Raw genomic sequence first — 21,119 nt, 5'->3', positions numbered from 1 at the left:
AAAAATCAAAATAAGATTTATGCAAAAATTTCGAGTAAATATTCTTCTTACAAATTTACTAAGATGTAAGAAATTTTATAAAAGCAGAAATTTAAGGTTTTTTCGAGAAAAAGTAATATAATAAAAACTAATAATGTTATTTAAATAACAAAAAATAAGTGCAGATTAAAAATAATGTTGACTTTAATCTACAATATCATATAATATAAATGACAAAAGATTAACAAGGGAAATTTACGGAGGGGAAAATGACAATTAATACTTTTGCAATTCCAAGAACTATTGTTCATGGAGTTGACAGTTTAGAGTATCTTAAGAATTTAGAAGGCAAAAAAGCAGTTCTTGTAACTGGCGGCCATTCTATGAAAAAATTTGGATTTTTGGATCAAGCTAAAAAATATCTAGAAGAAGCTGGAATGGAAGTTATGATTCTTGATGGGGTAGAACCAGATCCATCAGTAAAAACTTGCCTTGAAGGTGGAAAGAAAATGGAAGAATTTGAACCTGATTGGATAATTCCAATTGGTGGAGGAAGTGCTATGGATGCGGCAAAGGCTATGTGGATTTTCTATGAACATCCAGGATATAGTTTTGAAAAATTAGCAGCTTTTGACAATCCACCACTTAGAACAAAAGCAAAAATGGCTTGTATTCCTTCAACATCTGGAACAGCATCAGAAATCACAGCTTTTTCAGTAATAACTGATACAGAAAAAGAAATAAAATATCCATTGGTTCATCCTGATTTCGTACCAGATGTAGCAATCTGTGATCCAGTTATCGCAAGCAAAATGCCAGCAAAAATTACTGCTCAAACAGGAATGGATGTAATGACACACGCAGTTGAAGCTTTCGTTTCAACAGCAGCAGATGATTATACATCACCACTTGCAATTAGAGCAATTGAACTAGTATTTGAAAATCTTAAAAAAGCATATGATAATGGAGATGATATGGATGCAAGAGAAAAAATGCACGATGCATCAACCCTTGCAGGAATGGCATTTTCAAATGCTTCACTTGGAATAGTTCACTCAATGGCTCACAAAATTGGAGGAATATTCCACCTAACTCACGGAGAAGCAAATGCAATTATGCTTCCATACATTATAGATTACAACAGAAAAGCAACAGATAAATATGAAAAACTAGAAAAAATTCTAGGAATTGACGATATAGCTGAAGAAATTAGAAAATTAAATGATGCAGTAGGACTTACAGCAAATATAAAAGATGGTAAAAATACTGTAATAGAAGAAGATAAATTCTTAGAAGTTTTGGATAAAATGAGTGAAAATGCATTCAAAGATGCTTGTACACTTACAAATCCAAGAGAAACTTCACCAGAAGATATTAAGAAAATCTACGAGGCTACATATTACGGCAAAAAAGTAGAATTTTAAGATAAAAAAACCATATAACTAAAAATAATTCGATTAGCAAAAACAGGAGCGAAAGTTCCTGTTTTTTATTTAATTTTTTTAAATTTTTTCTAAAGAATTGAGTGAATAATAGGATGAAAATAATAAAGAAGATCTCTCCACAGGGTCGAGATGGGTTTAGCCTTATGCTATTCTTATTACTAAAGAAATTACTGAAAATTTTATTATATTTTTAAATAATATAATTTTTTAATATTTAATATTATAAACTTTAGCAATTAAATAAGCATGACAAATCCCCATCTCGACTAAGCGAAACGAAGTGGAGTGCATGGAGAGATCTCTTTAATTAGTTTTGTATTGAAATATATCTTATTCCTTGAATTTTATTATATTGAATTAATTTCAATTATTTATTTAATGACAAGACAAATAAAATTAGAGATCTCTCGACTGGACTCGAGATGGTTTTTTGTCTTGGTCCTTATTTTTATTACTAAAGGAAGTTGGAAATCCCTATAAAAGATTATTTAAATTAAAATTAAATTTGATATTTTAATTTGTAAAATTCAATAGTTTATTAAAATATGACCTAAACTTATTCTTAGTATAAAAGTATAGAGTATAAATCCATCTCGACCAAACGAAAGGAAGTTGAGTGTGTCGAGAGATCTCTTTTGTTTTTTGGATTTTATTTTCTTTATCAATGAAATTAAAGTTTTTATCTATTAAAATAATATTTTTTTAAATTTTTACAAAAATTTATACTTATGGTACTATAAATGTAACAAAAAAATGTACTAGAAATGTAACCAAAGGTTTTTGTATGGAAGTTGAAATTGAAAATAAAATTAGGGAATTTAGAAAAGAAAAAGGACTTTCTCAGCATAAACTTGCTAAAATGGTTGGGCTTAAGAGAAGGTCGATTATGGCTTATGAAAATAACACTATTAGTCCGACCTTAGAAACAGCTTACAAAATTTGCAAGGTTTTAGATAAAGATATTAAAGAGGTATTTATTTTTAAATAAGGAGGAAAAATGGGATTTTTATTTAATGATTTGGGTGAATGTAGGGAGAAAATAAGAGAGAATTTTTCTAAAACAGATTCATATTTGTTTGCAATTAAGCATAATTCAAAGGCTAAGGGATTGTTGAAATTACTTGTTAGTAATTTGTATAATACCTTAGATTCTTCTAGAACTTTTCTTTTGAATTTCAATGAAAAAGGAATTTACGAAAAAGAAATTTCAAATTCTACTAAGGGTGATTTTCTTCTTATGCCTTGGGATGAAATTAATTCTTTTGAAATTGATGAGAGATCTAATAAGGCTTTTATAAAGTTTTCTCATTTGGGTAAAAATATATCCTATGAAATTTCTTTCAATGGGAAGATGTGCGAGGATAATTTGGATAATTTTAAAAATTTGAAGGAAAATAATTGGCATAGGCTATAAATTTTTATTTATAGTCTATATATTTGAAAAAAACCTTAAAACTTGTATAATCTATGTTAAGTAAATAGGACTTATAGGATTTACAGTAGGGAAAATTTGAGATAGTTTTTTTGAAATTACAGGATTCTTTGTCCAAAGTTGGCTTTCTACTTAGTGAAAGCGTGGAGTATAAAAAGAAGTGGTACCGCATTAAGATGCCTTCTTATACTCTTTTTTTGTGTTTAGAATTATTTAAGGAGATATAAATGAAATTTCAATATGAAAAAGAATACGATAATGTATTTGATGAATTAAAAGATCGTGGATATTTTGAGGCTGCAACTGACGAAGAAGAGTTGGCAGAAAAATTAAAAAATGAAAAATTAACTTTTTATTGTGGATTTGATGCAACTGCAGATTCATTGACAGTAGGTCATCTTATTCAAATTATGGTTATGATGAGAATGCAAAATTACGGCCACAGACCAATTGCCCTTCTTGGTGGAGGAACAACAATGATTGGAGATCCTTCAGGAAGAAGTGATATGAGAATGGTTATGACAAAGGAAAAAATCAATCACAATGCAAATTGCTTTTATAAGCAATTTCAAAGATTTTTGGAATTTGAAAATGAAGGAGAAGATACAGGAGAAAAAGCAATCATTGAAAATAATGCAAATTGGCTTTTAAATCTTCCTTTTATAGACTTTCTAAGAGATGTTGGATCAAATTTTTTAGTAAATGAAATGCTAAAAAAAGATGCTTACAAAAATAGGATGGAAAAGGGTCTTACATTTTTTGAATTTTCCTACATGCTTTTACAATCTTACGATTTTCTAGAATTATTTAGAAGACATAATTGTACTCTAGAAATTGGTGGATCAGACCAATGGTCAAATATAATCGGTGGATATGATTTGATTAGGAAAAAAGAAGATCAAAAAGTATATGGAATGACTTTCAAACTTTTAACAACAGCGGATGGAGTTAAAATGGGAAAGAGTCAAAAAGGAGCTGTATGGCTTGATGAAGAAAAAACATCAGCTTATGAACTTTTCCAATATATGAGAAATGTTGATGATAGAGATGTTGAAAAATTCCTCTTGATGTTAACTTTCCTTCCAACAAAAGAATGTAGAAGACTTGGTAATGGAAAGGATGCAAAAGAAATAAATCATGCAAAAGAAATTTTGGCATTTGAGATTACAAAATTAATTCATGGAGAAGAAAAGGCAAAAGAGGCTTTAGAAGCATCAAAAGCACTATTTTCTGGAAAAGGTGATGAATCAGCAATGCCAACAACTGAAATTGATAAAGAAGAATTTCCAATGGGAATATTAACTCTTCTTACAAAACTTGGTCTTACAAAATCAAATTCTCAAGCAAGAGATTCAGTTAAAGGTGGCGGAGTTAGTGTAAATGATCAAAAAATAACAGATCCAAGATTTGAAATAAATGAAGACTTGTTTGAAGATGGAAAAATAATTGTTAAAAAAGGTAAAAAGAATTTTCACAAGGTTACTTTAAAATAAAGATATTTAAATTGAAAAAATATAAACCCATCCAAAATAATGGATGGGTTTCGTTTTTTTGAAGGCTTTATAAAATTAAAATATGATACAATAATTACTTTTTCAATTGAGATTTTTTAAATTTTTGTATTATCATTTTATATTTATTTTATATGTTAGTACAAAATAATAGACTAATAAATAACTTAGAAATATTACAAAAGTAGTATTTCTAAATATTTTGATACAATATTAGAATATCGTTAATTTTCTAAATTTAACTAAAAATAAATAAAATATACATTTAGTTAATATCTAATATGATTTATGTTTTTTGTTTTTATATTCATATTTTTTATTTAAAAAAGGAAATTAAATAAAAAGTTTACTATTAAAAAAAGATAAATAAAATAAGAAACTAAACTTAGATTAAAGATTATATTATTATGAAATTTTTTTGTTTTTAAAGTCGGCTTAGATAATTTTTTTGTTATTTCTTATATATTTAAAATTGGAAAAAATAGGTAAAAACGCTATAATATAAATATATAAAAAGAAAAATAGCTTTATTTTAATTGAATTATTACAAAGGAGAATTTATGGATAAAAACACTTACTATATAACTACACCAATATATTATCCAAACAGTAACCTACATATTGGTAATGTTTATACATCTGTCATTGCAGATGTTTTGAAAAGATATAAAAATTTACAAGGATTTGATGCTTATCTAACTACTGGAACTGATGAACATGGTCAAAAAATCATGAATGCAGCCCTATCACATGGATCTAAGCCACAACCATTTGTTGATAAAATTGCCAGTGAAACTCAAGATTTATTAAAAAAACTTGATATTGATTATGATTGTTTTATAAGATCTACAAATCCAGAACACGAAGAAAATGTAAAAAATATTTTCCAATACCTATATGACAAGGGAGATATTTATAAGGGTGAGTATGATGGGTATTATTGCGAATCTTGTGAATCATATTTTACTGAAAGTCAACTTGATGAGGGAAATTGTCCTGATTGTGGAAGAGCAGTTGACCATCACAAGGAAGAATCTTACTTTTTTAAACTTTCTAAATATACTGACAAATTAAAGGAACTTTTTAAAGACCATCCTGAATTTCTTGAGCCTAAATTTAGACAAAATGAAATGTTAAATAATTTTATAGATAAAGGATTAGAAGATCTTTCTGTATCTAGAAATACATTTGATTGGGGAGTTGATGTTCCTTTTGATAATGAACATGTTGTTTATGTATGGATTGATGCCTTATCTTGTTATTTAACAGCAATTGGCTATGGTCATGATATGGATAAATTTAATAAATATTGGCCAGCTGGTGTCCATTTAATTGGAAAAGATATTGTAAGATTTCACACTATAATTTGGCCAGCACTTTTAATGGCCCTTGATATTCCACTTCCTAAAAAAGTTTTTGCTCATGGTTGGATTTTATTTGATAATGATAAAATGAGTAAATCTAAAGGAAATATTATGTATCCAGAACCACTTGTAGAATTATATGGAACTGATGCTTTGAAATATTTCCTACTTCGTGAATTTAATTTTGGTTCTGATGGAAATTTCCTTTCAAAGAAATTTATGGATAGGTATAATTCAGACCTTGTAAATGATTTGGGAAATTTACTTTCAAGAACTGTTTCTATGATTTCAAAATATAATGATGGGGTGATCAAAAAAGGTACTGAAACTGATAGCTATGATGAAGATTTAATCAATCTTTGCCATAAAACTTATGATGATTTTACAAGCCTAATGGATGATTTTAAATTTAATGAGGCCTTGGAATCTTTGTGGAATCTTGTAAGAAGATCAAACAAGTATGTTGACCAAACTGAACCATGGATTTTGGGTCGTGAAGAAAAATATGAAAGATTAAATACAGTTTTATATAACCTTGCTGAATCTTTAAGAGTTATTGCCCAAATGCTTGAACCTGTTATGAGAAATACAACTGATGAAATTTTAAAACAGTTGGGAGTAGAAAACCAAGGTTTTGAATCAGCAAAAGAATTTGGCCTAATAAAAGAAGGAACAAAAGTTAATAAGGGTAAAAATTTGTTTAACAGACTTGATACAGAAAAAGAACTTGAAAAACTTCATGAATTAAACAACAAGCTTGTAGAAGAAAGGCTTGGAGTTAAAAAGGAAGAAAAGAAAGAAGAAGGTCAAGCTAAGGCACAAATTAAAATAGATGATTTTGATAAACTTGACCTAGTTGTAGGTAAAATTTTGGAAGTAAAGGACCACCCAGATGCTGATAGACTTCTTGTTTTTAAAGTTGATATAGGTAGTGAGACTAGGACAATTGTTTCTGGGATAAAAGAATTTTACAAAAAAGAAGACCTAGTAGGAAAAAATATAGTAGTAATTAAAAACCTAAAACCTGTAAAAATGAGAGGAATTTTATCAGAAGGAATGCTTCTTGCAGCAGGTAAGGATGCGGCTTTACTTACAACAATCAAAGATTGTAAACCAGGTACGGTGATTTCTTAATGAAATTAATAGACTCACATGCCCATTTAACAAGTGATGATTTTAATGAAGACAGATCTTTTCTTATAAAGGATCTGTCTAATTTTGCTGTAAATTCAGTAATTCTTCCAGCTTGTGACTTAGAAAATTCTTATGAAACTGTAAAACTTGCTGAAAAATATGATGATATGTACGCCCAAGTTGGATTTCATCCAGAAAATATAGAATCATTTGATGATTATTCTATAGAAAAATTAGAAGATTTAGCAAAAAATCCTAAGGTTGTGGCAATTGGAGAAATTGGCCTTGATTATTATTGGAAAGATGATAACAAGGCTGAGCAAAAGGATGTTTTTATAAAGCAATTAGACCTTGCAAAAAAATTAAATCTTCCTGTAGTTGTTCATTCTAGAGATTCAATTGATGATTGCCTAGAAATTTTGAAATCTTATCCGGAATTAAAAGTTCAAATCCACTGTTTTGCCTATTCATATATGCACTTAATGGAATGTATGAAAAGAGGATATTATATTTCCATTGGGGGAGTTGTAACCTTTAAAAATGCAGAAAATGAAAAAAAATGCAGCCATAAATGTAGATTTGGATAAGCTAATGCTTGAAACAGATTCCCCCTACCTTTCCCCAGAACCTTATAGGGGAAGGAGAAATGATCCAAGAAAAATTGTGGAAGTTGCAAGAGAAATTGCAAATCTTCGTGGAATGAAATTATCAAAACTTGCAAAAAGAACTAGCAAAAATGCCAAAGAATTTTTTAATATAAAGTAGGTAATATGATAAAAGAAACAATAGTAGTTGAAGGAAAAGATGATATAACAAATATAAAATCTGCCATAGATTGCGAACTTATAGCAACAAATGGCCTTGCCTTTGGAAAAGATTTGATAGAAAGATTAAAAGAAATTGATAAAAGATGTGGGATAATAATTTTTACCGACCCAGATTTTGCAGGAAAAAAAATAAGGGCAAAAATTTCAAAAGAAATTCCAAATGCCAAACACGCCTACCTTGATAGGAAAAAAGCTATAAAAAAAGGAGATTTGGGAGTAGAAAACGCTTCAAAAGAAGATATAATTGAGGCATTAAAAAATGCCCATGCAACAAAAAGTGAAAAAAGAGAAGAATTTACAATGAAAGATCTCTTGGATAATAATCTTACCCTTACAAAAGATAGCAGAAATAGAAGAGAAAAACTTGGCGATATTCTATCCATAGGATATTTTAATTCCAAACAACTTTTGTCAAAATTAAATTCCTTTGGTATAAGCCGTGAAGAATTTGAAAAGGCGGTTGAAAAAATATGAAAAAATTATATTCACCAAAAACAATAAAATTAATCCAAGATCTCTATGGTTTTAAATTTACCAAATCTTTGGGACAAAATTTTCTAGTAGACAAAAATTTTGTTGATAAAATTATAGATTTATCGGAAGTTTCTGGCGAAAATATTTTAGAAATTGGACCAGGGATTGGAACAATTAGCCAAGAGGTGGCAAAAAATTGCAAAAAACTTGTTGTAGTAGAAATAGATAAGACTTTGATTCCAATTTTAAATGATAATTTAGGCGAGTTTTCAAATGTTGATATCATAAATGCTGATATTTTAAAAACTGACCTTAAAAAAATAATTGAAGAAAATTTTTCTGGAGAAGATTTTAAAGTAGTTTCAAATTTGCCTTATTATATAACAACCCCAATAATTGAAAAATTATTCGAAGAAGACCTTCCTTGTAAGGACATGACTATAATGGTTCAAAAGGAAGTGGCAGATAGGATGAAAGCAGATGAAAAAAGCAAGGATTATTCATCACTTTCAGTTTTTATAAAATATTATGCAGAAATTACTGGTCAATTCAAAGTTCCAAAATCTGTATTTATGCCTCAACCCAAAATAGATTCTCAAGTTTTAAAATTAAATTTAAGATTATATGATGAAAAAGTTGATACAAATATCCTATTTAACATAGTAAGATCAGGCTTTAATAAAAGAAGAAAAACTATATTAAATTCCTTATCAAGTGTGATTGAAAAGGAAGATTTGAAAAAAATATTTGAAAAATTATCTTTAAAAGAAAATTTAAGAGCAGAAAATCTTTCCCTTGATGATTTTATAAATATAGCCAATGAATATGAAAAGATAAAAGGCTAGATTGAAAGAGATTATCAATTGGGTATAATATTGGTATCGAAAAAATAGATTTATAAAAAAAGATTGGAGAAAAAATGAAAAAAGTAACAGTTTATACATCAAATACTTGCCCACATTGCAAGGCAGCAAAAAATTATTTGAGAGAAAATAATATTGAATTTGAAGAAAAAAACGTAGACGAAGATAGATCAGCTATAGATTATCTAGTAGAAAAAGGACACAGAGGTGTTCCTGTAATAAATATTGAAGGTGAAGATATAGTAGGATTTAACAAAGAATTAGTAGACGAAAAATTAGGTTTATAAATAACAAATAAAACCCATCTGAGCTAAGTGAGATTATAAAATTAGTTAGATAGAAATATTTAACAAAGAGATCTCTCGACAAGCTCGAGATGGGTTATTTTTTTATTTGCCTAATTACTACGAATTTAATTATTACTTATTTAAATTTTATTTATTGAAATTAAGTATTAGCAAGATAAAAATAACTTTAGTATTGAAATAAAGAAAACAAAACTCATTCGGGCAAAAAGAAATCTCAAAACTTATTAAATAGAAATATTTAACAAAGAGATCTCTCGACTACTAAAACCAGTTTTCTTCAAAACTTTTCCGTGCTCTCATACTAATTTTTAGGGATAATTATGCCAAATCAAGGCATAATTATCTGCTCGAGATGGGTTATTTTTTTATTTGCCTAATTACTACGAATTTAATTATTACTTATTTAAATTTTATTTATTAAAATTAAGTATTAGCAAGATAAAAATAACTTTAGCATTAAAATAGAGAAAGAAGACACCCACCTCGAGCTTAGTTAAGAGATCTCTTGTATTAAAGTTATCTAATATTAAATAAATCAATAGAATTCTCTAAGCTTTTTTATTTGAGAAGGGTATTTATTTAAATTTATCAAAAATTTAATCAACTACTCCAAGTATTTCATTGATTTCGTTTTTGTATAAAACTGCCTTGGCTCCGTAGATTACTTGAACTCCTCCTGGAACATCAAGAACTCCAGTTGCTCCAGTTTGTTTTAATATATTTTTATCAACTATTTTTGAATCCTTTAAATTTACTCTAAGTCTTGTAATACAAGCATCGACATCAATTATATTTTCACTTCCACCAAGAGCATCCAAAATTACAAGAGCTTCTTCATGAAGATTTGAATCAGCATCTTTTTTATCTTTCTTTTCTTCCTCAATTTCATTATCACCTCTACCAGGTGTCATTATATTGAATTTCTTTATAAAGAAAGAAAATGAGAAATAGTAAAGGGCTGCCCAGATTAGTCCAAATGGAATTTCTAATAACCAATGAGTTTTTTCATTTCCTTGAAGTACTCCGAATAGGATAAAGTCAATTATTCCACCAGAAAAAGTATTTCCTATATTTATATTTAATAAATCAGCAATCATAAATGATAAACCATCTAAGAATGAATGGAAAACATATAAAAGTGGTTGAACAAAAAGGAACATATATTCAAGAGGTTCTGTAATTCCTGTGATAAATGAAGTTAAAGCAACTCCCAGAAATAATCCTTTTAATTTTTTCTTGTTTTCTTCTTTAGCGTTTTTATACATTGCAAGAGCAGCTGCAGGCAAACCAAACATCATTGTTGAAAATCTTCCTGCAAAAAATCTTGTACCTTCAGTAAATAATCCTACATGATTTGGATCAGCTAATTGAGCAAAAAATATTTTTTTCGCACCAACGATTTGTTCTCCAGCAACCATTTCTACTCCACCAAGTTCTGTATACCAAAACATTGGATAAATCATGTGATGAAGTCCAACAGCTCCAGACAATCTCATAAGCATGCCATATAAAAATGTTCCAAAAACTCCAAGTTTTGCTATATATTTTCCAGCAGCGATTAATAAATGTTGGAAAGGTGGCCAAACTATAAAGAAAAATACTCCAACTATAATTGCAACAAAAGATGTAACTATAGGAACAAATCTAGAGCCACCAAAAAATCCTAAAACTTGTGGCAATTGAATATTATAATAATTATTGTGAAGATAAACTGCGATTAAACCAATAACTAAAGCTCCAACAACACCAGTATCAATTGGATCTCCATCAGGATTAAAAATAGAAAGCAAAGTTTCTATTGTTGCATTCATTACCAAAAATCCAACAGCACCAGCAAGAGCTGCAACTCCCTTTTCTCTATTTGCAACTCCTACCATAATACCAATACATAAAAGCATAGCAAGATTTCCAAAAATAATATTTCCAGCTCCAGCCATAACCTTAAAAATTGTTTGCAAGATATCATTTTCTAAAAAAGGATAAGCATCAATTGTAGCTTGTGATGAAAATGCTCCACCGATTCCCAAAAGTAATCCCGCGGCAGGCAATAAAGCTATCGGTAGCATAAAAGCCTTACCGACTTTTTGTAAATACTTAAACATATTCCCTCCTTAAAATTGTTTGCCTAAATTATATAAGAATATAAAAATGTTTGCAATTTAAACTATAAAATAGAAAACAGTTTCAGAAAATAAAATTTTAAAAACTAAAAAGTTTAAAATGAAGAAATAAAACGACAATTATTTAGATAAAAAATAATAAAATGAAAAAACGTTTTTTATAAAAGAACTTATTAAAAATATCAAAAATATTTGGTAAAATCATACATAAATATTTAAATTTCAATAAGATATTTATTTATCAAATTTTTATTTGGAAACTTAAGAAAAACATTCTTATTTCTAAATTCTTGTGTTATAATTTAAGAAAAAGGAGGCATTTATGTTTGATTTTAAAAGTGCAAAAAAAAGAGTAGACGAAGCTATAAACCCAACCCATATTTTTTATTCTGAAATTTTTTCAGATTTATCAAAAAATAATGTATACATAAAACCAGAAAATTTACAAAAAACTGGTTCTTTTAAATTGAGGGGAGCTTATAACAAAATTTCAAAAATGGATGATGAATCAAAGTCTGTAGGAATTGTAACTGCATCAGCTGGAAACCACGCTCAAGGTGTAGCATTTTCTGCAAATCATCAAGGAATTAAGGCTATTGTTTGTATGCCTGAAACAACTCCGATGATAAAAGTTGATGGAACTTTAAAATATGGAGCTGAGGTTGATCTACACGGCCAATCTTTTGACGAAACAAATACATATGCGCAAAAACTTGCCAAAGAAAAAGGCTATACTTTTATTCCACCTTACGATGACGAAGATGTAATAGAAGGACAAGGAACTATAGCCGTAGAAATTTTAGAAAAATTAGAAGACGCTGATTATATATTAGTTCCAATAGGAGGCGGTGGACTTATTTCTGGTATTGCAAAATGTGCAAAAGAAATTAAGCCAGATATTAAAATTGTTGGTGTAGAACCTGCAAATGCTGCTTCAATGCAAGCTGCTATGGAAAATAATGGACCAATAACTTTAGATTCTGCTGATACAATAGCAGATGGTACTGCAGTTGCTAGAGTTGGAGATATCACTTATGAAATTTGCAAAGAAAATGTTGATGAATATATTTCTGTAACTGAAGAGGAAATAATGGTGGCCTTGACTACTTTGATGGAAAAACATAAACTAGTAGCAGAACCTTCAGGAGCATTAAGTCTTGCTGCAAGCAAAAAACTTGGCTGTAAAAATAAAAATATAGTTTGTGTTATTAGTGGTGGAAATATTGATATGTCATTTATTTCTCAATTAATCCACAAGGGTCTTTATGAAGATGGAAGAATCGCAAGATTTACTGTTGAACTTCAAAATGCACCTGGAAAACTTAGAGATCTTCTTGATATAATATCTTATACAAAAGCAAATATTGTTGAAGTACTTCACGATAGTCTTGCTACAACTAGCAGATATAAAAATATTCAAGTTGAATTGACCCTAGAAACAAACGGAAAAGACCATATCAGAAAGATCAAAGAATTACTTACTGAGAAAGGATATAACGTTCATTAAATGAAATTAGAGAAGATACTAAAAGAAATTACCTATACCTCTAAAAAAATTCAAAATGATAAGGAAATTGTAGGTATTTCTTCAGATTCAAGACAAATAAAAAAAGATTATATATTTTTAGCTATCAAAGGATACGAATTTGATGGTCATAAATATATAAATAAAGCCATAGAAAATGGAGCAAATACAGTAATCTATACAAATGATGACATAGAATTTGTAGATGATATTAACTATATAAAAGTAGAAGATATAAGACTTGCTCTTGCTCAGTGTTCTAATTTACTTTCAAATTACCCATCAAAATCAATGAGGATGATTGGAGTTACCGGAACAAATGGAAAAACAACAACTGCAAATTTGATTTTCTTTGTCTTGAATAAATTAGGATCACCATGTGCAAACATAGGAACAGACGGAGCAGATTTAATAAATAAAACTATGCCCACAGAGCATACAACACCAGAAATTACAGATTTAAATGATATTCTAACTGAAGCAATAAAAGAAAACGTTGAAAATGTAGTTATGGAAACCTCATCCCATGGTTTGTGCCTAAAAAGAAATTATGGTATAGATTATGAATATGGTGTATTTACCAATCTTTCTATGGAGCATATGGATTTTCATAGAACAATGGATAATTATTTTAAAGCAAAAATGATTCTTTTGAATAATTCCAAAAAACAAGTTGTAAATCTTGATGATGATTATGGAAAAAGAGCAAAAGAATTGTTTAAAGATGCTCTGACAATTTCTATAAATGAAGATTCAGATTATAAGGCTGAAAATATAAAAAGAGTAGATTTAGGATTGGAATTTACAGTCAATAAAGTTAAATTTCACTTAAATAGATTTGGCCTTTATGATATTTATAATTCTCTTTGTGCAATAGCTATAGCAAATGATTTAGGATATAAATTAGAAGATATTTCAAAAGTTTTGGAAGATTTTAAGGGCGTTAAGTCAAGATTTGAATTTATAGAAAATAATCTTGGCGTAAACATAGTAGTAGATTTTGCCCATACACCAGAAGCTTTTGAAAATATTTTTAAAGACTTACCAAAAGATAAAAAAACATATGCAGTTTATGGAATTACTGGAGATAGGACTTATGATATTAGAAAATCTGTAGGAAAAATTGCTGCAAAATATGGAGTTTTTTCAGTAATTACTACAGATGATCCTAAATTTGACACCTTTGAAAATATTTCAAATCAAATAAAAGAAGGTGTCGAAGAAAATAAGGGCGAATTTACTATAATTAAAGATAGAAAAGAAGCTATAAAATATGCCATAAGCCATGCAAAAAAGGGAGACTTTGTTTTCTTGCTTGGTAAGGGTGAAGAAGATTTCATAAAACTAAAAGGAAATATTAAAACCTACTACAATGAAAAAGAAAGCATAAGGGAAATATTAGAAGAATTATGAAAATTTTTGTAATAGGAGCAGGGGTAAGTTCGCTTGCCTTCTGCTCTTTTTTAGATAATAAAAATATAACAGTTATAGATTCAAACAAAGACAGCGGAAGAAAACTTCTAGCTACAGGAAATGGAAGATGTAATTTCACAAATTTAAACTTATCTTATGATAATTTTTATTCAAATGAAAAAGATTTTGTAAATTATTCTTTGGATAATTTTTCTAACAAAGATCTGATAGAATATTTTGAGTATTTGGGTATTGAATGGACAAATTTGCAATCAGGAAGATGCTATCCAAAAACTATGAGCTCTCAGACAGTAAAAGATTCTTTGATGATGAAGGCGAATGAAAATGCAAAATTTATTTTTGACCAAAAAGTTTTAGACATTGATTTCAATAAAAAATTAATCATTACAGAGAAAAACAAATACAAATACGATCTTCTAGTTATTGCATCTGGTGGGAAAACTTTAAAAAATTCGGGCTCTGATGGATCTATTTTAGAAATTTTAAAAAATCACACAAAGATTGAAGAAACTACCTACGGAATAACAAATTTTAAGGCTAAAAAACCTCTTTCAAAAAAGGCAAAAGGTGTAAAAGTAAATGCAAGAGCAAGTTTAATAATTGATGGAAAATATAAAAAATCTTCAAAAGACGATATAATTTTTCAAAATTATGGTCTAACTGGCACTGCTATATTAAACCTATCAAATGGAATATCTTTAGCTCTTAAAAATAAGAAGAAGGTAAAGCTTGACATAGACTTTTATCCAGAGTATAAAAAAGAGGGACTTTTAATAAAATTAGAAGAAAAAATAAAAAGATTTCCTCAAAGAAATATCGAAGAAATATTGATAGGAAACTTAGATAAAAAGCTCATAATTGATATACTAAAAAGGGCTAAAATAAATCCTAGAGAAAAAAATATATCAAAAAATGATTTAAATAAACTTGTAAATGTTTTGAAAAGTCTTTCATTTGACATTATAGATATTAATGATAAGAAAAATGCCCAAGTGACCTTGGGGGGAGTATCTTGTAGGGAAATTGACAAAAAAACAATGAAATCTTTAAAAATTAAAGATTGTTATTTTATAGGTGAGGTAATGGATGTTGCTGGAGATTGTGGAGGATATAATATTCAGTGGGCATTTTCATCGGCAAAAAGTGCCTCAGAAGATATAAGGAGATTAAATGTTTAAGATAAATAGAAAGCTAAAAGAATTAAAACACAATGGTGAAAGAATTTCTTTGGCAGTAATTGGTTGTGGAAAAATGGGCGCAAGCCTTATAAATCAACTGGGAGATATAGATGCAATCGAAGTTGGATTAGTAGTTGAGCATACAATGAGTAAAGCAAAAACAGCTCTAATAGAATCAGGAATTTCCGAAGATAAAATTATTAATACAGATTCCTATGACGAGGCCTATGAAGCTTTGAACAAGGGATTTGTTGTAATAAGCTCAAATTATAGACTTGCATATAAACTTTTACAAATTACAGCCGTAATAGATGCAACAGGAAATCCACCATTTGGTGCAGAAATCGCATCAAAATCAATCCAATATCATAAACATTTTATAACACTTAATGTAGAATGTGACGCAGCAGTTGGACCAATTCTTTACGATATGGCAAAAAAAGCTGGAGTAGTTTATACAGGAATTGCAGGAGATGAGCCAGGTTCAATAATTGAGCTTTGTGATTTTGCCTATGGAATTGGACTTGAAATTTTAGTTGCAGCAAAAGGAAAAAATAATCCATTAGACAATTATGCAAATGCAGAGATTTTAAAAGAAAGTGCAAAAGAAAAAGGACTTTCACCAAGAATGCTTACAAGCTTTGTTGATGGAACAAACACAATGATAGAATTAAATTCAGTTTGTAACTGTCTAGGATTTTTGCCAGATACTTTTGGATGTCATGGAATTACTACAAGCCCAGAAACAGCTGTAGAAGATTTTAAACTAAAAGAAGATGGTGGAGTTTTATCATCATACAAAACAGTAGAATTTTCTCCAGGAATGGCTCCAGGTGTATTTTTAATTGTAACAAGTGATAAAAAAGAAGTAAGAGATTTGATGAAGTTTTTAGGCTTTGGAGATGGTCCAAATTATTTACTAAATAGACCATATCATTTAACAAGTTTAGAAACACCAATTACAATTTATAATGCAGTAATGGAAAATGAACCAACAATAGCACCTCTTCATGGCCAAGTTGCAGATACAGTTTCTGTTGCAAAAAGAGATATCAAAAAAGGCGAATATCTTGATGGAATAGGATCAGATAAAGTATTTGGAAAATTAACAGACCACACAAGATCAATAAAAGAAGATTTACTACCAATAGCTCTAATCACCAAAAAAACAAAGGCTATTGTAGATATCAAAAAAGATACAGTAATAGATCTTTCAATGATAGAACTTGACGAAGAAGAAACAATAACAAAACTAAGAAGAAGACAAAATTCAATGAAATTATAAAAAAGGCTGCAAAAGCAGTCTTATTTTTTTGTCTTTTTATTTGTAAATTTAAAAAAATTTCAAAAATAATTAGAAATTTCAAAATAAAAATTCATTTTGAAAAATTTAAATTTTCTTATTTTACTAATCAACATTAGTTATAAGTTATGGTTTTCATCATATTTTAAAATAGAAAAATAAAATGATAAAGTATTGACAATTATTGAAATATAAAATAAAATCAAATTATAATTAAGTAAATTTTAAAGAATAAAGGAAAAAAGGAGGACTCTATGAAAGGGTTTGCAATGTTGGGAATTGGTAAGACAGGTTGGATCGAAAAACCGGAACCAGAAATGGGACCATTAGATGCCCTTGTTAAACCAATAGCTTTGGCTCCATGTAGTTCTGATATCCACACAGTTTGGGAAGGAGCTATAGGAGATAGACACGATATGATTTTAGGCCATGAGGCTGCAGGAGAAATTGTAAAAGTTGGTGAATTGGTTAAGGATTTTAAACCTGGTGATAGGGTTTTGGTTCCAGCTATTACTCCAGATTGGTCATCTCTTGAAAGTCAAGCAGGATTTCCAATGCATTCAGGTGGAATGCTTGCTGGATGGAAATTCTCAAATTTTAAAGATGGTGTATTTGGAGAAGTTTTCCATGTAAATGATGCAGATGCTAACCTTGCATTAATTCCTGAAGGAGTAGATCCAGTTTTAGCTCCAATGTTATCAGATATGGTAACAACAGGATTCCATGGTGTTGAACAAGCTGATGTTCAATTTGGTGATGAAGTTTTGGTAGTAGGAATTGGACCAGTTGGATTAATGTCAGTTGCAGGAGCAAACTTAAGAGGAGCAAGTAGAATTTATGCAGTAGGAACACGTCCAAATTGTGTAGAAGCTGCTAAATTTTATGGAGCAACAGATATAATTTCTTACAAAGAAGGATCAATTTCTGAACAAGTTCTAGAACTTACAAATGGTAAGGGAGTTGATAGAGTTATAATTGCTGGTGGAACAGTTGATACTTTTGAAGAAGCAATAAAAGCTATGAAACCAGGTGCAAAAATTGGTAATGTAAACTATCTTGATGGTGGAGATTACATTAAAATTCCTAGAGTTGAATGGGGAGTTGGAATGGGCCATAAGACAATTAGTGGTGGTCTAACACCAGGTGGAAGATTAAGAATGGAAAAACTTGCTAAACTTGTTTCTTGTGGAAAATTAGATCTTTCAAAACTTGTTACCCATAAATTTAATGGATTTGAAAAAGTTGAAGAAGCTTTATACTTGATGAAAGATAAACCAAAAGATTTAATTAAACCAGTTGTAATTGTAGCAGAAGATTTAATGGAAGATTAGATGAAAATAATAATAGTATCGGGATTTTTGGGAAGTGGAAAAACAACCTTTATAGAAAAATTGTCAAAAAAATTGGATGATTCAGTAATTTTAGAAAATGATTATGCCAAGGCAAATGTAGATAAAGATTTGTTGAAAAATACTGGAAAAGAGATTTTGTCTTTAGAAGAAGGATGCATTTGTTGTTCAAAACAAAAAGATTTTGCAACAACAGTAATGAGTATTGAAAATACAATAAATCCAGAATATTTGATAATAGAACCAACAGGCTTGGGCTATCTTTCTAAAATAATTGAAAATATTAATCCAATTGAATATGAAAAAATAAAAATTTTAAAGCCAATAGCAATCGTTGACTATTATAGTATCGATAAGATTATGGGAGAATATAAAGAGATTTTCCTAGATCAAATCCAAAATTCATCCTATATACTATTATCAAAAACTGAAAATATAAGCACTGAAAAAATCGAAAAAGAAGTAAAAAAACTTGAAGACTTAACAAAAGCAAAAGTTTTTACCACTCATTACAATGATTTTGACAAAAAAGAATGGGACTCACTTATTGGGGAATATGATAAAGAAGGATTAATAAGAGGGGACTATAAACATTTACACCTTGATAATTTGGCGTATGAAAATGTAGTTTTCAAAGATTTCAATGAACTTGGAACAAATTTAAATGCAGTTTGCCAAAATAGATTTGGAAAACTAATAAGAGCAAAGGGTCTTGTAAATGTAGAAGATAAAAAAGTTAAAGTTGATGTGGTAGATAATAAATTTTCAGTAGAAAAATACGAAGGAGAATCTTTTACAAATTCTTTGATATTTATCGGAGAAAATCTAGAAGAAAAATCCTTTGATATACTTTTTAAAAAGAAAAATTAGAAGCCCAAAGGCTTCTCAGAACATAGACAAAATATAGATTCCGCCCATTTCGAGCGAACGTAGTGAGTCGAGAAATCTCGTGAGATCTCTCGACTACGCTCGAGATGGGTTATAGCGTAATTTTATTTTTTGAATTACTAAACTGATATTGTCTACAAACTGAGAAACTTAAGGGCTTCTTTTTTGTGAAAATTTTCAAAAACTAAAAAATCTATTATAATAATTTTAAGGAGTTATTATGGATATATTTATTGTTGAAGATGATAAAAAAATTTGTGAGGAGCTTTCTTTTCAGCTTGAACTTTTAGGGTATTCTTGTTTTATGCCAGATGATTTTTCTAATATTTTGGAGGAATTTCAAAAAAGAGATTATAAGATTGTTTTGATGGATTTGAAACTTCCTTTTGAAAATGGTTTTTATTGGTGTGAGAAAATTAGGGAAATTTCTAACCTTCCTATAATTTTTCTAACCAGTGCGGCTGATGATATAAATTTGATTAATGCCATAAATTATGGGGCAGATGATTTTATTTCAAAGCCTTTTTCAATGCAGGTTTTAAATATGAAAATCAAGGCTCTTCTTAGAAGGTCTTATGATTTTTCTGGGAAAAATTTAGACCTTTCTTATAAAAATATTTCTTTGATTAAGGATAAGATGATTTTAAAAATTAATGATAAAGAATTAAATCTTTCTAAAAATGAATTTTTGATTTTGGAAATTCTTATGGAAAATCCACAAAAAATTGTTTCAAGAGAATCTATCATGGATAAGCTTTGGGCTACTGATTCTTTTATTGATGATAATACTTTGACTGTAAATATCAATAGACTTAGGAAAAAATTAAAAAATCTTTCTTTAGATGATTTTATTCAAACAAAAAAGGGAGTTGGATATTTTATAAAATGAAAAATTTAAAATTATTTTTTAGTATTAATAGGGCTTATATTTTCTCCTTTTTTATTTTTCTTATCTCATCTTTAATATTTTCTTTGGCCTTTCCTATAGATTTTAGGATTTTTTCCTATAGCTTATTAATTTTATTTTTTATATTTATATTTATAGGAATTTTTAGATTTTTCAAAGCGAAAAAATCTATGGACCAAGATTCTTTTTCTTTTTTTGAGAAAAATCTTTATGAATGGCATTTGAAAGAAATTTTTGAAAGAAAGGAAAAAGAGATAGAAAATCTTAGAATTTCTAGTAAATTAAGGCAAAATGATTTGGAAAATCTCATGACTATTTGGACACATCAAATAAAAACGCCACTTTCAAGTATTTCTCTAATTAGTGAGAGGGAAGAAAATTACGATATAAAAAGAGAACTTATTAGGATTGATGATTATATTGCATCAATTTTATCTTTTATAAAACTTGGTCAAGATTCTTTGGACTATTCTTTCAAATCTTTTTCAATTGAAAGGCTTGTTAAAGATATTGTAAAAAGATATAGGAGTTTTTTTATCCATAAAAATTTAAAATTAATTCTTGATATAGAAGATGAAAATATAGTTTCAGATCCAAAATGGCTTGGACTTGTCCTTGAACAGGTTTTGTTTAATGCTATAAAATACACAGACGAGGGATATATTAAAATTTCCTACTATGATTCTATTTTAAAAATTGAAGATTCTGGAATTGGTATTAAAAAAGAAGATTTGAAAAATATTAATAAATTTGGTTTTAGTGGAGATAGCGATAAAAGAAATGCAAATTCAACAGGCATAGGACTTTTTTTAGTAAATGATATTTTAAAAAAGCTTGGATATGCTTATAAAATTGAATCTAAAGAAAAAAACGGAACTATATTTTCAATTAATCTTAAAAAATCTGATATTATTGAAAATTAATAGGGATTTCTTTATTTATGATAAGCAAACAAATCCTCAAGCACGAATATCTGACTACAAAAATTGTTGATTTCTAAATTTTAAAATTCTAAAATCGCAAACTCGCATTCGCGAGGACAGATAAATAGCTTAAAATTGTGCCAGTGGCACGATTT

At 28.6% G+C, this 21,119-nt stretch carries 17 protein-coding genes and 1 pseudogene; 17 read left to right on the top strand and 1 reads right to left on the bottom strand.

The window, feature by feature from the left end:
* The first annotated feature begins 248 nt into the window (after positions 1-248).
* The 9 genes and pseudogenes from ASHG_RS05760 to ASHG_RS05720 all read left to right on the top strand — a co-directional run bounded on the left by ASHG_RS05760 (position 249) and on the right by ASHG_RS05720 (position 9,316).
* Entirely contained in the window at positions 249-1,403 is a 1,155-nt protein-coding gene (locus tag ASHG_RS05760; protein ID WP_040398122.1) for an iron-containing alcohol dehydrogenase, read from the top strand.
* An 805-nt stretch (positions 1,404-2,208) separates the two neighbouring features.
* Positions 2,209-2,412 (top strand): helix-turn-helix transcriptional regulator, encoded by a 204-nt coding sequence (locus ASHG_RS05755; protein WP_040398120.1) that lies wholly within the window; start codon positions 2,209-2,211, stop codon positions 2,410-2,412.
* 9 nt (positions 2,413-2,421) lie between these two features.
* Positions 2,422-2,838, top strand: a complete 417-nt coding sequence (locus ASHG_RS05750) for a hypothetical protein (protein ID WP_040398119.1) — start codon at positions 2,422-2,424, stop codon at positions 2,836-2,838.
* Between the two features lie 245 nt (positions 2,839-3,083).
* Entirely contained in the window at positions 3,084-4,349 is a 1,266-nt protein-coding gene (gene tyrS / locus ASHG_RS05745) for a tyrosine--tRNA ligase (protein ID WP_040398118.1), read from the top strand.
* 578 nt (positions 4,350-4,927) lie between these two features.
* Positions 4,928-6,865: a methionine--tRNA ligase gene (gene metG / locus ASHG_RS05740; protein ID WP_040398117.1), complete on the top strand. Its 1,938-nt coding sequence runs from the start codon at positions 4,928-4,930 to the stop codon at positions 6,863-6,865.
* A pseudogene (locus ASHG_RS05735) lies at positions 6,865-7,630 on the top strand (TatD family hydrolase). The gene metG and the pseudogene ASHG_RS05735 overlap by 1 nt, the downstream one beginning before the upstream one ends.
* A gap of 5 nt (positions 7,631-7,635) precedes the next feature.
* A complete protein-coding gene (gene rnmV, locus ASHG_RS05730; RefSeq protein WP_040398115.1) occupies positions 7,636-8,166 on the top strand; it encodes a ribonuclease M5 in 531 nt (176 codons plus the stop codon).
* Positions 8,163-9,011, top strand: a complete 849-nt coding sequence (gene rsmA / locus ASHG_RS05725; protein ID WP_040398113.1) for a 16S rRNA (adenine(1518)-N(6)/adenine(1519)-N(6))-dimethyltransferase RsmA — start codon at positions 8,163-8,165, stop codon at positions 9,009-9,011. Before rnmV ends, rsmA begins: the two co-directional genes overlap by 4 nt.
* A 74-nt stretch (positions 9,012-9,085) precedes the next feature.
* The gene (locus ASHG_RS05720) at positions 9,086-9,316 is read left to right on the top strand and encodes a glutaredoxin family protein (protein ID WP_040398112.1); all 231 of its coding nucleotides are present in this window, start codon (positions 9,086-9,088) and stop codon (positions 9,314-9,316) included.
* A 617-nt stretch (positions 9,317-9,933) separates the two neighbouring features.
* Here the strand turns inward: ASHG_RS05720 and ASHG_RS05715 are convergent.
* Positions 9,934-11,439, bottom strand: coding sequence for a PTS transporter subunit EIIC (locus tag ASHG_RS05715; RefSeq protein ID WP_040398111.1), 1,506 nt, complete (start codon positions 11,437-11,439; stop codon positions 9,934-9,936).
* A 340-nt stretch (positions 11,440-11,779) separates the two neighbouring features.
* Here ASHG_RS05715 and ilvA point away from each other — a divergent pair, with 340 nt between their 5' ends.
* The 8 genes from ilvA (at position 11,780) to ASHG_RS05675 (ending at position 20,964) form a co-directional block, all read left to right on the top strand.
* A complete protein-coding gene (gene ilvA / locus ASHG_RS05710; RefSeq protein ID WP_040398109.1) occupies positions 11,780-12,964 on the top strand; it encodes a threonine ammonia-lyase in 1,185 nt (394 codons plus the stop codon).
* Positions 12,965-14,395, top strand: a complete 1,431-nt coding sequence (locus tag ASHG_RS05705; RefSeq protein ID WP_040398107.1) for a UDP-N-acetylmuramoyl-L-alanyl-D-glutamate--2,6-diaminopimelate ligase — start codon at positions 12,965-12,967, stop codon at positions 14,393-14,395.
* The gene (locus ASHG_RS05700) at positions 14,392-15,594 is read left to right on the top strand and encodes an aminoacetone oxidase family FAD-binding enzyme (protein ID WP_040398105.1); all 1,203 of its coding nucleotides are present in this window, start codon (positions 14,392-14,394) and stop codon (positions 15,592-15,594) included. Before ASHG_RS05705 ends, ASHG_RS05700 begins: the two co-directional genes overlap by 4 nt.
* Complete coding sequence (locus tag ASHG_RS05695) at positions 15,587-16,879, top strand: NAD(P)H-dependent oxidoreductase (protein WP_040398103.1); 1,293 nt, start codon at positions 15,587-15,589, stop codon at positions 16,877-16,879. Before ASHG_RS05700 ends, ASHG_RS05695 begins: the two co-directional genes overlap by 8 nt.
* Positions 16,880-17,151: 272 nt before the next feature.
* Positions 17,152-18,228: an NAD(P)-dependent alcohol dehydrogenase gene (locus tag ASHG_RS05690; protein ID WP_040398101.1), complete on the top strand. Its 1,077-nt coding sequence runs from the start codon at positions 17,152-17,154 to the stop codon at positions 18,226-18,228.
* Positions 18,229-19,116 carry a GTP-binding protein gene (locus tag ASHG_RS05685; RefSeq protein WP_040398100.1) on the top strand — a complete coding sequence of 296 codons (888 nt, stop codon included), beginning with the start codon at positions 18,229-18,231 and terminating at the stop codon, positions 19,114-19,116.
* Between the two features lie 238 nt (positions 19,117-19,354).
* Positions 19,355-20,023: a response regulator transcription factor gene (locus tag ASHG_RS05680; RefSeq protein ID WP_040398099.1), complete on the top strand. Its 669-nt coding sequence runs from the start codon at positions 19,355-19,357 to the stop codon at positions 20,021-20,023.
* Between the two features lie 188 nt (positions 20,024-20,211).
* Complete coding sequence (locus tag ASHG_RS05675; RefSeq protein WP_244264256.1) at positions 20,212-20,964, top strand: sensor histidine kinase; 753 nt, start codon at positions 20,212-20,214, stop codon at positions 20,962-20,964.
* Positions 20,965-21,119: the final 155 nt, after the last annotated feature.

It is taken from the genome of Anaerococcus senegalensis JC48 (genome assembly GCF_000321005.1).
In the GTDB taxonomy this organism is placed as follows: Bacteria; Bacillota; Clostridia; order Tissierellales; family Peptoniphilaceae; genus Anaerococcus; species Anaerococcus senegalensis.
Note: the sequence above shows the minus strand (reverse complement) of the source record. Positions and strands in the feature narration are given on the sequence as shown.

Excerpts from the sequence above, each read along its gene's own strand:
- ASHG_RS05685 (WP_040398100.1), top strand. The coding sequence starts at position 18,229 with ATGAAAATAATAATAGTATCGGGATTTTTGGGAAGTGGAAAAACAACC.
- ASHG_RS05720 (WP_040398112.1), top strand. The coding sequence starts at position 9,086 with ATGAAAAAAGTAACAGTTTATACATCAAATACTTGCCCACATTGCAAG.
- ASHG_RS05690 (WP_040398101.1), top strand. The coding sequence starts at position 17,152 with ATGAAAGGGTTTGCAATGTTGGGAATTGGTAAGACAGGTTGGATCGAA.
- ilvA (WP_040398109.1), top strand. The coding sequence starts at position 11,780 with ATGTTTGATTTTAAAAGTGCAAAAAAAAGAGTAGACGAAGCTATAAAC.
- ASHG_RS05695 (WP_040398103.1), top strand. The coding sequence starts at position 15,587 with ATGTTTAAGATAAATAGAAAGCTAAAAGAATTAAAACACAATGGTGAA.
- ASHG_RS05755 (WP_040398120.1), top strand. The coding sequence starts at position 2,209 with ATGGAAGTTGAAATTGAAAATAAAATTAGGGAATTTAGAAAAGAAAAA.
- ASHG_RS05675 (WP_244264256.1), top strand. The coding sequence starts at position 20,212 with ATGGACCAAGATTCTTTTTCTTTTTTTGAGAAAAATCTTTATGAATGG.
- ASHG_RS05705 (WP_040398107.1), top strand. The coding sequence starts at position 12,965 with ATGAAATTAGAGAAGATACTAAAAGAAATTACCTATACCTCTAAAAAA.
- ASHG_RS05715 (WP_040398111.1), bottom strand. The coding sequence starts at position 11,439 with ATGTTTAAGTATTTACAAAAAGTCGGTAAGGCTTTTATGCTACCGATA.
- ASHG_RS05760 (WP_040398122.1), top strand. The coding sequence starts at position 249 with ATGACAATTAATACTTTTGCAATTCCAAGAACTATTGTTCATGGAGTT.
- tyrS (WP_040398118.1), top strand. The coding sequence starts at position 3,084 with ATGAAATTTCAATATGAAAAAGAATACGATAATGTATTTGATGAATTA.
- ASHG_RS05750 (WP_040398119.1), top strand. The coding sequence starts at position 2,422 with ATGGGATTTTTATTTAATGATTTGGGTGAATGTAGGGAGAAAATAAGA.
- ASHG_RS05700 (WP_040398105.1), top strand. The coding sequence starts at position 14,392 with ATGAAAATTTTTGTAATAGGAGCAGGGGTAAGTTCGCTTGCCTTCTGC.
- metG (WP_040398117.1), top strand. The coding sequence starts at position 4,928 with ATGGATAAAAACACTTACTATATAACTACACCAATATATTATCCAAAC.
- ASHG_RS05680 (WP_040398099.1), top strand. The coding sequence starts at position 19,355 with ATGGATATATTTATTGTTGAAGATGATAAAAAAATTTGTGAGGAGCTT.
- rnmV (WP_040398115.1), top strand. The coding sequence starts at position 7,636 with ATGATAAAAGAAACAATAGTAGTTGAAGGAAAAGATGATATAACAAAT.
- rsmA (WP_040398113.1), top strand. The coding sequence starts at position 8,163 with ATGAAAAAATTATATTCACCAAAAACAATAAAATTAATCCAAGATCTC.